11 protein-coding genes are annotated in these 11,565 nt (G+C 73.9%); 4 read left to right on the top strand and 7 right to left on the bottom strand.

Annotated features, from left to right (window positions below; translation table 11 throughout):
- Window positions 1-151 precede the first annotated feature (151 nt).
- The 5 genes from AB0O29_RS31940 to AB0O29_RS31920 form a co-directional block, all read right to left on the bottom strand.
- On the bottom strand, window positions 152-754 hold the full coding sequence (locus AB0O29_RS31940) for an ATP/GTP-binding protein (RefSeq protein ID WP_365158690.1): 603 nt from the start codon (window positions 752-754) through the stop codon (window positions 152-154).
- On the bottom strand, window positions 741-1,154 hold the full coding sequence (locus AB0O29_RS31935) for a DUF742 domain-containing protein (RefSeq protein WP_365158688.1): 414 nt from the start codon (window positions 1,152-1,154) through the stop codon (window positions 741-743). Before AB0O29_RS31935 ends, AB0O29_RS31940 begins: the two co-directional genes overlap by 14 nt.
- On the bottom strand, window positions 1,112-1,516 hold the full coding sequence (locus tag AB0O29_RS31930) for a roadblock/LC7 domain-containing protein (RefSeq protein WP_365158685.1): 405 nt from the start codon (window positions 1,514-1,516) through the stop codon (window positions 1,112-1,114). The genes AB0O29_RS31935 and AB0O29_RS31930 overlap by 43 nt, the downstream gene beginning before the upstream one ends.
- Window positions 1,513-3,852: a nitrate- and nitrite sensing domain-containing protein gene (locus AB0O29_RS31925; protein ID WP_365158682.1), complete on the bottom strand. Its 2,340-nt coding sequence runs from the start codon at window positions 3,850-3,852 to the stop codon at window positions 1,513-1,515. The genes AB0O29_RS31930 and AB0O29_RS31925 overlap by 4 nt, the downstream gene beginning before the upstream one ends.
- A 149-nt stretch (window positions 3,853-4,001) precedes the next feature.
- A complete protein-coding gene (locus AB0O29_RS31920; RefSeq protein WP_365158679.1) occupies window positions 4,002-5,240 on the bottom strand; it encodes an FAD-dependent oxidoreductase in 1,239 nt (412 codons plus the stop codon).
- 314 nt (window positions 5,241-5,554) lie between these two features.
- Here AB0O29_RS31920 and AB0O29_RS31915 point away from each other — a divergent pair, with 314 nt between their 5' ends.
- Window positions 5,555-5,788 carry a hypothetical protein gene (locus AB0O29_RS31915; protein WP_365158676.1) on the top strand — a complete coding sequence of 78 codons (234 nt, stop codon included), beginning with the start codon at window positions 5,555-5,557 and terminating at the stop codon, window positions 5,786-5,788.
- A gap of 94 nt (window positions 5,789-5,882) precedes the next feature.
- Here AB0O29_RS31915 and AB0O29_RS31910 read toward each other — a convergent pair whose 3' ends face one another.
- Window positions 5,883-7,469: a hypothetical protein gene (locus tag AB0O29_RS31910; RefSeq protein ID WP_365158674.1), complete on the bottom strand. Its 1,587-nt coding sequence runs from the start codon at window positions 7,467-7,469 to the stop codon at window positions 5,883-5,885.
- A 186-nt stretch (window positions 7,470-7,655) separates the two neighbouring features.
- Between AB0O29_RS31910 and AB0O29_RS31905 the strand changes: the two genes are divergently transcribed.
- The 3 genes from AB0O29_RS31905 (at window position 7,656) to AB0O29_RS31895 (ending at window position 10,406) form a co-directional block, all read left to right on the top strand.
- The gene (locus AB0O29_RS31905; protein ID WP_365158671.1) at window positions 7,656-8,171 is read left to right on the top strand and encodes a cupin domain-containing protein; all 516 of its coding nucleotides are present in this window, start codon (window positions 7,656-7,658) and stop codon (window positions 8,169-8,171) included.
- A gap of 163 nt (window positions 8,172-8,334) precedes the next feature.
- Window positions 8,335-9,810, top strand: a complete 1,476-nt coding sequence (locus AB0O29_RS31900; protein WP_365158693.1) for an MFS transporter — start codon at window positions 8,335-8,337, stop codon at window positions 9,808-9,810.
- A complete protein-coding gene (locus AB0O29_RS31895) occupies window positions 9,807-10,406 on the top strand; it encodes a TetR family transcriptional regulator (protein ID WP_365158668.1) in 600 nt (199 codons plus the stop codon). The genes AB0O29_RS31900 and AB0O29_RS31895 overlap by 4 nt, the downstream gene beginning before the upstream one ends.
- Window positions 10,407-10,500: 94 nt before the next feature.
- On the opposite strand, the gene AB0O29_RS31890 is transcribed toward AB0O29_RS31895, so the two are convergent.
- Window positions 10,501-11,373, bottom strand: coding sequence for an Imm49 family immunity protein (locus AB0O29_RS31890; RefSeq protein ID WP_365158665.1), 873 nt, complete (start codon window positions 11,371-11,373; stop codon window positions 10,501-10,503).
- Between the last annotated feature and the right edge of the window lie 192 nt (window positions 11,374-11,565).

The following is an 11,565-nucleotide window of genomic DNA, read 5'->3' as shown; positions in this document are numbered from 1 at the left end:
GCCGCACGCAACCTGGCGGCCGGGACCCGTGCGCAGGTGTTCCTGCGCCACCGGGCCGCCGAGTACGCCCTGCGGGTGCTGCTGGAGGAGAGCGGGGCCCTGGCCGCGCACCGCCCCGCGCCCCGCTGACCCCGTCCCCCTCCGGCCCCGGTCAGGCGCCGGCCGGGACTCCCGCCCGGGCGATGACCACGTCGAGCAGGGACAGCAGGCAGTCGCGCGCGTCCGCCCGGGAGCGGGCGTCCAGCAGGAGCACGGGCGTGGCCGGGTCGCGCAGGTGCAGGGCGGCGGCGATCTCCTCGGCGGTGTAGGGCTGTTCGCCGTGGAAGCAGTTGGCCCCCACCACGAACGGCAGCCCGCGGCTCTCGAAGAAGTCGATCGCCGGGAAGCCCCGGTCCAGGCGCCGGGTGTCGACGAGCACGAGCGCCCCCAGGGCCCCGCTGAGCAGGTCGTCCCACATGAACCAGAACCGCTCCTGGCCGGGGGTCCCGAACAGGTAGAGGACGACCCCGGCGTCGGCGAGGGTGATCCGGCCGAAGTCCATGGCGACGGTGGTCAGGGTCTTGGACTCGATGCCGTCGAGGTCGTCGACGCCGACGCCCGCGCTCGTCAGCCGTTCCTCCGTCCGCAGCGGCTCGATCTCGGAGACCGCCTCGACCAGGGTCGTCTTGCCGACTCCGAACCCGCCGGCGATGAGGATCTTGACCGGGGCGGCCCCCCGGGCGTCGGGGGCGTCGGAGGTGTCATATCCGGGCAAGGTTGTCCCTGATTTTCATGAGCAGGTGGACATTGGTGGTCTCGGCGCCCTCCAGGGGCGGCCGGTGGTCGATGAGCCCCCGGTCGGCGAGTTCGCCGAGCAGCAGCGTCATCGGCGTCAGGCGCATGTGCATGCGGGCGGCGATCTCGGCGACCGCCATCCCGCCCGGGGGCGCGCACAGGGCGAGGACGGCCCGCCATTCGGTGGCCAGCCCCGCCTCGTCCTCGTCCGCGGGGACCGCCGCCACGATGGTGGTGTCCATCGTGAGGACGGTCTGCGGGGCGGCGGTCGTACGGCCGTCGGTGAGCGCGTACAGCCGGGTCCGGCGAGGGCTTCGGCGCTGCGGCTCGTCCGGCATCAGGTGGTCGGCGCGGAGGTGCGCTCGGGGGTTCCCAGCCATTCGCCGAGCGCCTGCGCGGTCCGGACGGCCTCGCCGCCCAGCTCGCCGAGGCGGGCCTTGCGGTTGGTGACCACGATGAGCGTGCTGCCCTCCCCGCACCCGACGACGCAGAGGTAGCGGTCGTCCATCTCCACCAGCTGGCGGATGACGCGGCCGCCGTCTATCTCCCGGGAGATCGCCTTCATGGTGGCGGCGATGCCGGAGGATGCGGCCGCGATGCGCTCCGCCTGGTCCCGCTCCAGCAGGTAGGCGCTGAGCTTGATGCCGTCGTTGGACAGGAGCACGGCTCCCTGGATGCCGGCGATCCTGCTCAGGTTGTTGTCCAGGATGCCGTAGATCATGTCGCTGGCTGTCATCGTCATGGCTGGTCCGCTCCGAGCTCTTCTTCCACTTTCCTGGTCCCCTCTTCGTAGTCCGCCCAGGCGTCGGCCACCTCTTCGGGGGTCGCCGCGTCCTGACCGGTGTCCGGCTCCGGGGCGCGGGGGCCGCGCAGTTGCCGGGTGAGATGGGTCTGCGGGACGCGCTCGGGCAGGGCCGGCCGGCCGCCGGCGGCCGTGGCCCGGGTGGGCAGGGCCCGCTCGGGCAGGGCCGCCGCGGGCGCGGGGGCGGCGGGCTCCGGCGCGGGTGCGCGGACGGGCGGCGGTGCGGGCGCGGGCTCGCGTACGGGGATGCGTGCGGGCGCGGGCGCGGGCTTCCGGTCCCGTCCGGGCCGGGGCCCGGGTTCGGGTCGCGCGGCGGCGGGCGCCAGCAGGGAGCCCGGCAGGATCACCACGGCCGCCGTGCCCCCGTACACCGAGCGCCGCAGCGTGACGCGGGCCTGGAGCTGGTCGGCGAGGTGGCCGACGACGAACAGGCCGAGGCGGTGCGCGTTCTCGGCGAGGACGGAGTACGGCGGCGCCGAGTGGAGGCGCTCGTTCATGGCCTCGTAGCCGGCGGGCGAGACGCGCGGGCCGCGGTCCTCGATCTCGACGGACAGCCCGTCGGCCACGAGTTCGGCGCGCACGACCACCTTCGAGCGGGGCGGCGAGAACCGGGTGGCGTTGTCGAGCAGTTCGGCGAGCAGGTGGCTGATCTGACTGATCGCGTGCGGCTGCACGCTGGCCTCGTCCAGGGCCTGCCGTTCGATGCGGCGGAAGTCCTCGACCTCGGCGGCGGCCTCGCGCAGCAGGTCGGCGACGCGCATGGGGTCGGTGTGCGGGTCGGGGATCTCACCGCCGGCGAGGATGAGCAGGTTCTCGATCTGGCGGCGCATGCCGACCGTCAGTTGGTCGGAGCGCATCAGCTGGGCCAGGAGCGCCTCGTCGTGGCCGAAGGTGTCCTGGAGGTCCTCGGTCAGGCTCAGCTGGCGGCTGACGAGGTTGCCGGTGCGCGAGGCGATGCCCGAGGCGAACAGGCCGAAGCCGTGCCGCTCGGCGGCGAGTTGCCGGTGTCCGTCGACGGAGGCGGCGACCACGCGGGCGAAGGCGTCGGTGATCTGTCCGACCTCGTCCCGGCGTCCGCGCACGGCCGGCAGCGCCTCCTCGTCGACGGCCTCGCCGCGCTGGAGGCGGGCCACCACGTCGGGCAGGGTCTCCTCGGCGATGGCGACCGTGCGGCTGTGCAGACGGCCGAGGCGGCGCAGGACCGAGCGGGTGGTGAGGACGACGACCGCGGTGACCAGCAGCAGGGCCCCGCCGCTGGCCGCGATCAGCCAGAGGACCTCGGACTCCAGGTCGGAGGCCTTGGCGTCGGCGTCGGCGAACACGCTGCGGGCCCGGTCCGTGTTGAGCTCGGCCAGGCGCGGCGCGAAGGCGCGGTAGGCGGCGGGCCACTCTCCGACGTCGGCCGGCAGTTTCACGCCGGTCGCGGTGTCCTTGTGGTTGGCGATGACCGCGTTCTCGATGCGGAGCTTGGTCTGCCAGGCGTCGGAGCCGGCCAGCTTGTCGTACGCGGCCAGTTCGGCGGGCGGCAGGTACGGCACGATCCAGGTGTCGTAGAGGTACCGGTGGGTGCCGACGGCGTCGAGGAACTGGGAGAAGCCGGTGGCGGCGAGCTCGCGGGAGGGTCCGGCCAGGGCCAGGGCCGTGTCCTCGCGGGCGACCATCTCGGTGGCCGAGAACAGGGAGACGGCGGGCCTGCTCTCCCGGGCGAGTGCGGCGTCCTCGGAGTGGCTGAACTCGTCCTGGTAGGCGCGGATGATGTCGTCGATGACGCCGGTGTAGTAGCCGACCACCTGCTCGGCGCTGCCGCTGTGGGCGTCGGCGCGCTTGCGGTACGCGGTGAGCACGTCGAGGCGCCCGCCCACGGTGTCCAGGCGGCCCCCGCCGATGCCGTCCCCGCCGTCCGTTGCGGGGTGCTGCGCCGTATCGCCGGCGCCGCCCGATATGCGGCGGAACTCCGCGGCCGCGCGGTCGGTCGCGGTCCTCCGCTCGCGCAGGGCGTCCTCGTCCACGGGCGAGCCCGCCCACCGGGCGGCGGTCAGCGCCCGCTCGGCCTGGAGCTCGTTCATCAGCGCGACCAGCGGCACCCCGATCCGCTCGCCGGCCTCGACGTCGGCGCGCAGGTGCTCCGACTGGGCCAGCAGGCGCTGGGCGGTGACGGCGGTCTGGGTGCCCATCGCCACGGTGGGGACGACGGCCAGGCACACCAGCATCGTGCGCAGGCGCACGGTGCGGCGGCGCCGGACGGGCGGCGGGCTCGGTGGGCCTTCGGGTGCCATCGCAGACATCGGTCCTCGGGAGCGGCGGATACGGGCCTGGACGCGGGCATGGGGGAACTGCCGACACGGCCCTGTGGGGTGAGGATGCCGATCATATCCAGCCAGTCCGAATAAACGGAGACCCTACTTCCACACCGCTGCCCGGAGGGTCAGCGCAGGGACTCCTTCGGGGGCCGCTCGCGCAGGGCGCCGTAGCCGATGAAGTAGGCGGGGACGCGATTGAGCCAGCGGGAGTTCGTCACCATTTCCGTCAGGCGCTGCGCCCTCCGGGGGTCGCCGAAGGCGGTGCGGCCCGCCAGCAGGGGCTCGATGACCTGGTCGTGGGCGAGCCGCTGGAGGCCCTGGGTCGCCACCGTGGTGGGCCAGCGGCGCAGTTGCACGCGGCGCACGTCGTTCAGCCCCACCGTGCCCTCGCGCAGCGGGCGCACCAGGTGGCGGGCCGCGGCCACCGCGTCCTGGACGGCCAGGTTGATGCCGATGCCGAAGACGGGCGACATCGCGTGGGCGGCGTCGCCGATGCACAGCAGGCCCGGGCGGTGCCAGCGGCGCAGGCGGTCGAGCCGTACGTCGAGGAGCTTGACCTCGTCCCAGGAGGTGACGGACCCGGCCCGGCCGGCCAGCCACGGCACGGCGCCCGTGAACCGGGTCATGAAGCGCTCCAGCCCCTCGGCGCGGCGTTCGGCGTCCGTGCCCTTGGGGATGAGCGCCGCGCACTGCCAGTAGTCGCCCCGGTCGATCAGGGCGGTGAAGAAGCGGTCGCCGAGGCCCCCGAGGAGTCCGCTGGGGTCGTCCTCGTGGCGCGGCAGGCGGAACCACCAGGCGTCCATGGGGCAGGCGAAGCCCTCCAGGCCGAGTTCGGGCAGGGCCCTGGCCAGTGAGCCGCGTCCGTCGCAGGCCACGGTGAGGGTGGCCCGCAGCTCGCCGGTGCGGCCGTCGGCGGTGCGGTAGCGGACGCCGGTGACGCGGCCGCGCTCCATCAGGAAGGAGGTGGCCCCGGTCTCCATGCGCAGCCGGAAGGAGGGTTCCTTGCCCGCCTCGTCGGCGAGGAGGTCGAGGAGGTCCCACTGCGGCACCATCGCGATGTAGTTGTACTTGCCGTGCAGCGCCGCGATGTTCCCGACCGTGACGAGCGACCGGTCGGGCCCGACGGGCAGTTGCACGGAGGTGACACGGCGCTGCGGGAGCCGGGCGAAGCGTTCGGCGAGGCCGATGTCGTCCAGGAGCGAGAGCGTCGAGGGGTGGACGGTGTCACCGCGGAAGTCGCGCAGGAAGTCCCCGTGTTTCTCCAGGACCGTCACCTCGACCCCGGCCCGGGCCAGCAGCAGCCCCAGCACCATGCCGGCCGGCCCGCCCCCCACCACGCAGCACGTCGTGCGTTCCTGTTCCACAGCGGCACATCCCTTCCCGGGAATTCGGGCGCCCGGTTCCGGTCCGCCGCCCGAGGTGACGACTCACAGGTAGGTGACTAGCATGGGCAGAAGAGGTCCGCCACCGCGAGAGCGGGTATTGCGCCTGCGGTGACGCGGACGGACCAGTGAAGAGCGGTCCGGCCCATGGTCCGTGGCTCGAACAGCCACGTTGACGGCGGATACGCCCCCGCACATTGATCGGGTAAGGCGAAATCTCCCTGCTGAACGGCGAAAGGAGACGGAAACCGTGTGGCGCCGTGTGAGCGGCGCAGGGACGAGAAGGGTTCTGAACCATGCAAGCACTGAGAGTGAAGCGGCTGTTCGCGGCATCCGCGATCGGCGTCCTCCTGGCCGGCGGCGCCGCCATGGGCGCGGCGGGCACGGCCTCCGCGGCGGTCCCCACCCACGCGGTCACCTACGTCAGCCACGGTGGTGGCTGGGACGATGACGACTACGGGTACGGCCACGGACACGGCTGGTACGACAACGACGACGACTGGGGCGGAGGGTACGACGACTGCGGCTGACTGACGGGCCGCACCCCCGACAGTCTGTACGGGCCGCCGAGCCGGCGGTCCGTACAGCGGTGTGTCCGTACGGCGGTGTGTGCGCGCGTCGGGGTCAGCGGCGTCGGGTGCCCGGGCGGGAGGCGGCGTTGGGGCCGTAGCGGTCGTAGTAGTCCTGCAGGAGGCCCGACTCCTCCAGCACGGCGTCGGCCCAGGTGCGGTCGAGTCCGGGGGGCGCGGGGCGGGTGGCGACGGCGCAGGCGCCGGTGAGCATGCCGGCGTAGACCAGGTCGGAGTGCAGGTTGCTGATGCTGTCGGTCTCGTGGAAGTTGACGGGCCGGCCGCCCGCCAGCACCGTGACGTCGACCCCGCCGGGCAGGACGTGGGTGCGCGAGGAGGGGCGGGTCACGGGGTCGCCCTCGGCCAGGGCCTCCAGGGCGGGGAGGTCGAACTCGATGTCGCGGCTGCTGACGCTGGCCAGGTAGGCGGGGCGCCGCAGGGCGCGGAACTCCCGGGCGGAGAGGCTGGTGCGGCCGGTGACCCCGAAGACGAGCAGGGGCTCGTGGCGGTCGAGCAGGGCGGGCAGGTCGCGGTCGGTGACGTAGCCGCTCTCGTGGGCGTCGATGAGCTGGAGGATGTCGGCGTCGTGGACGGCGACCCGCATGCGGCGCTGGGTGAGCAGGGCGGCGATCTGGGCGCCGACGTTGCCGTAGCCGACGACGAGGGCGGGCTGGCCCTCGATCTTCAGCGCGGGCAGCAGCTCCAGGGCCGTGGTCACGGCCTTCTCGGCGATCCAGTACGACTCTATGCGTCCCTTCAGGCGGGACTGGGCCACCGAGAACACGGGGAAGGGCAGCTCCGCCTCACGGCCCTGGAGCCGGTAGATCCCGGACATGGTCTGCTCGACCACCCCGGCCCACTCCCCCGCCCCGGCCGGCGGGCGCTGCCCGGCGCGGGCCCGGTCCAGGAGGGCGGGGGCGACGTAGCCGCCGTCGTCCAGGGCCAGGCAGCGCAGGCCCCTGCGGCGGGCCCGTTCGGTGTGCTCGTGCACGGCCGTGGGGTCGCCGGCGTCGGCGACCCGCACGCCCTGTTCGAGGAGGTGGCCGTGGACGCGGTGGCGCCACCGGTACGCGTAGTCCTTGCGCAGGACCGTCATCGCGTCCAGCGGTGCGCCCAGTTCGGCGAGGCAGCCGACGAGGTGGACGAGGTCGGTCAGGAAGTGCCCGGTGACGAGGACGGCGTGGCCGGCGAGGGGCTTGCCGGCGCGCAGGCGGGCGACGGCGGCGCTCATCAGCGGGAGCTCCCCCGCGACGCGCACCAGTTCGTGCACGGAGAGCGCCTGGCGGTGCCAGACCTCGGACCAGCGTTCCAGTGAGGCCGCCGAGGGGGCGGTGCCACGGCCCGAGAGGCGCAGGTTCAGGCGCAGCAGGGGGGATCCGGCGCCGTCGCGGCGCATCTCGGTGGAGACGTACATCGCCGCGTGCAGGCCCGGTTCGAGGCGGGCGGTGAGTTCCCCGCCGGCCTCGGAGAGCCCGGCGTCGGGCCCGGCGGCCTCGCACAGGCGGCGGGCGGCGCGCAGCAGCAGGCGGGGGCCGTCCTCGGGGTCGCCGGCCACCTCGACCGCCGTCGCCGCGAAGGAGACCGGGCCGTCGGCGCTGTGGTCCGGGCGCGGGGCGGTCAGGGTATTCGATTCTCGGTCCACAGGAATTCCCATCCGTTCCACCCCGCTCGAATGCACATAAGTTTTGGACAAGAATGAGAATAGGGTCATGCCGGAAATGGCCAGCACATTACGGGTCGAATCGTCCTCGAATTCCCCTGGAATTCCGGGGCGGTCCGCGACGCGCGGCCCATACTCGAGCGAGCACCCCCGACCGAGGAGGAAACCGTGCCCACGGCACACGACTGGATCGACGCACTCTCCCTGGAACCGCACGTGGAGGGCGGTTACTTCCGGCGGACCTTCCAGGCGGACCACCGCCCTCCGATCACGACTCCCGAGGGGGAGCGCTTCACCCTGACCTCGATCCACTATCTCCTCACGCATTGGTCGCCGGTCGGGCACTGGCACCTCAACCGGTCCGACATCCTGCATTTCCACCACCACGGCGACCCGATCACCTATCACCTGCTGCACCCGGACGGCCGGTACGAGACCGCCGTCCTCGGGCAGGACCCGGGGCGGGGCGAGCTGCTCACCCTGGCCGTTCCGGGAGGGGTCTGGAAGGCCTCTCACCTCGCCGCCGGGGACCACGGGCTGATCAGCGAGGCGGTGGCGCCGGGGTTCGACTTCGCCGACATGACCCTGGGCCGCCCCGAGGAGCTGACGGCGCTGTTCCCGGACCACGAGGAGGCGGTGCGCCGCTACTGCCGCACGGAGGGGCCGGACGCCTCGGCCGGGTGAGGACGGGCACGGGGAGCGGGCGCCGGGGCGCATTCCCGGGCGGGTCGGGTCGGACACCGGGTCGGACACGGGGGCGGACACGGGGGTGCACAGTCGTTTACCCTGAGGGGTGAACAACCGTGCACCCCTCGGTGTCCCGCTCCCCCACCCCGTCTGGAGCAGCATGCCCTCCGCGATATCCGCCCCCGGCCGGCCCGCCTCGCACGCCCGGCTCGTCGTCCCCGTCCTCGCCTTCTGCGGCATGGTCGTCGCCGTGATGCAGACCCTCGTGGTCCCGCTGCTGCCGCACGTCCCCGCGCTGACCGGCGCGAGCCCGGGCGCCGCCGGCTGGCTGGTGACGATCACCCTCCTCACCGGGGCGGTCTTCACCCCGGTCCTGGGCCGGGTCGGCGACATGTACGGCAAGCGGCGCGTCCTGCTGGCCTCCCTCGGCGTCCTCACCGCCGGTTCCGTCCTCTGCGCGGTCAGCTCCGACATCGGCGTGCTGATCACCGGCCGGGCCCTGCAGGGCGCGGCCCTCGCGGTCATCCCGCTGGGCATCAGCATCATCCGCGACGAGCTGCCCGCCGACCGGGTGCTGCCCTCGATCGCCCTGATGAGCTCTACCCTCGGCATCGGCGCGGCGATCGGCCTGCCGGTGGCCGCGGTGGTCATGGAGAACTTCGACTGGCACACCATGTTCTGGGCCTCCGCCGCCCTCGGCCTCATCGACCTGCTCCTGGTGCTGCGGATCGTCCCCGAGTCCCCCGTGCGCTCCCCCGGCCGCTTCGACCTGCCGGGCACCCTCGGCCTGACCGGCCTCCTCGTCGGACTGCTGCTCGCCATCACCCGGGGCGCGGACTGGGGCTGGACCTCCGGCCGCACCCTGGGCCTGTTCGGCGCCTCCGTCCTCCTCGGCCTGTTCTGGGGCCGCTACGAGCTGCGCACCCGCTCCCCCATGGTGGACCTGCGGGTCTCGGCACGGCCCGCGGTGCTGCTGACCAACGTCGCGGCCCTGCTCATCGGCTTCGCCTTCTACGCCAACTCCCTCGTCACCGGCCAGATGGTGCAGGAGCCCACCAGCACCGGGTACGGGCTCGGGGCCTCCATCGTGGTCAGCGGCCTGTGCCTGCTGCCCGGGGGCCTGGCGATGGTCGCCCTCTCCCCCGTCTCCGCGCGGATCTCCGCCGCGTACGGACCCCGGACCGCGCTCGCGCTCGCCTCCGTCGTCATGGCCGTCGGCTACGTGGTCCGCTTCTACACCAGCCACAGCCTCTGGCTGATCGTGGCCGGCGCCACCGTCGTCTCCTCCGGCACCGCGATCGCGTACTCGGCGCTGCCCGCCCTGGTCATGCGGGCGGTACCGGTCGGCGAGACGGCCGCGGCCAACGGCCTCAACACCCTGATGCGGTCGGTCGGGCAGGCCTGCTGCAGCGCCGTGGTCGCCGCCGTGCTGGCCCATCTGACGTTCACGGCCGGCGGGCGCACCGCCCCGACCCTGCACGCGTACCTGCTGATCTTCCTGATCGCGGGCGGAGCGGCGCTCGCCGCGCTCGTCGCCACGCTGTTCCTGCCGTCGGACCGGCCGCGCGGGACGGAGGCGCGGGAGGGTACGGTCGCGGTGTCAGCGTCCGTGACCGCCGCCCGGGAGAGCGCATGAGCACCACCGACGGATCCGCCCCCGCGCGGGCCGCCGCCGACGGAGCGGAGGCGGGCGCCGGGAGCGGCCGGGACGCCATCGCGCGGGCCGCGCGGCGGGCGTTCACGCTCAAGCCGTACGCCGAGGTCACCATGCGCGGCATCGCCGCCGCCGCCGGGGTGAGCCCCTCCCTGATCGTGAAGCGGTTCGGCAGCAAGGAGGCGCTGTTCAACACGGTCGCCGACTTCGGGGCGGCCGCCGACGCCCTGTTCGCGGCCCCGCCCGCGGAGCTCGGGCGGCACCTGGTCCTGACCATGGTGGACCTGCGGGACCGCTTCGGCGGGGACCCGCTGCTGCGGGTGGTGTTCTCCCTCGGCATCGAGGACGAGCGCACCCTGCTGCGGGCGCGCTTCCGCGAGCAGGTCACCGACCGGCTGACCGCCGCCCTGGAGGGGCCGGACGCCGCGCTGCGCGCCGAGCTGATCGCCGGCCAGCTGCTGGGGCTCGGCGCCACCCTGAGCCTGCACCGCCCGGACGGCGCGGGCGCGCACGCGAGCGCCGCACGGCTGGCCGACCTGTACGCGCCGGGCCTCCAGCGCCTCGTCGACGGCACCTGACGCCCACGCGGGGCGCCCCGCACCGGGCGCCCCGCGTCCACCACCCCACGCCGGACGGCCGCACGGGCGAGCCGTCCGGCCCGCCCGCGGCGGCTCAGGCCGGCTCGAAGCCGGTGGCCAGGGTCCGCGGCAGGTAGTCCGTCTCCACCTCCGGCCTCCAGCCGTGCGTCCGGTAGGCGAGCGCCGCCAGGCCGAGCGGCAGCAGCGGGAGGAGCGTGCGCGGCCGGGCGACGGGGCCGGGCTGGGCGCCATGGTGCCGCAGGAGCGCGGCCAGCTCGGCGTGGAAGGCCTCGCGGTCGTCGGCGGACACGGCGCGCAGCACCCGCAGCGCCATGGCCTCGGGCCGCCCCAGGAGCCCCTCCCCGCCTTCCCCGGCCGCCCGTACGCGGATCCGCTCCAGCCCGGCGTCGAGGGCGGCGAGCTTCTCGCGGTCGCTCGGCGGATAGTCCTGGTCCTCGTCCCCGGTGTCCCCGATGACCTGGGCCATGAAGCCCTTGACGAGCTCCGTGTTCGGTTCGCCCGGGGCGTTCGCGTCCCATTCCTGGCGGGCGAAGTGGAAGGCCTCCCCGTGCTCCGCGACCGTGTCGGCGAGGATCACGAGGCAGAACGCGTCGTTCCACTCCCAGGGGGTGACCCCGTCCATGTCGTCGCGCTCGCCACCGGGCCGGTAGCTCATCCCGAAGTTCACGTGGTCGAGGAAGACGCTGAAGGAGTCGTACGTGTTGTAGGCCGCGTACGAGACCGCGCCCGCGGCCGCCGCGGCCGCGTCCCTCAGGTAGCCCTCCGCCTCCGGTGCGTCGAGGGCCGGCGCCCCGACCGACAGCGCGCCCAGGTGGTCGAGGAGGTCCTCGGCGAGCGTCTGCCACTCGTACGTGGCCATCCGGCCGCCCCGCGACATCGTGCGGACCCGCGCCCCGAACCGGTCCTCGAAGTCCTCCAGGGCCGCCGCGACAGCCGCTCCGTCCACCTGATGACGCTCTATCCGCACCGCACCGCTCCTTGATCGTCGACTGGTCCCCCACCCTAGGGCCTGTCGTCAGACTCCCGTCTGCCCCGCGACGCCCGGCACGCGCTCTCGCCGCACCGGGCGAAAGCCAAGTACGTCCAGTACGCGGGCTTCCGCCCGGCACACCGAGAGCACGCACCAGACGCCGCGGGG

Origin of the sequence: Streptomyces sp. NPDC089915 (genome assembly GCF_040684675.1) — a bacterium.
GTDB lineage: Bacteria > Actinomycetota > Actinomycetes > Streptomycetales > Streptomycetaceae > Streptomyces.
Note: the sequence above shows the minus strand (reverse complement) of the source record. Positions and strands in the feature narration are given on the sequence as shown.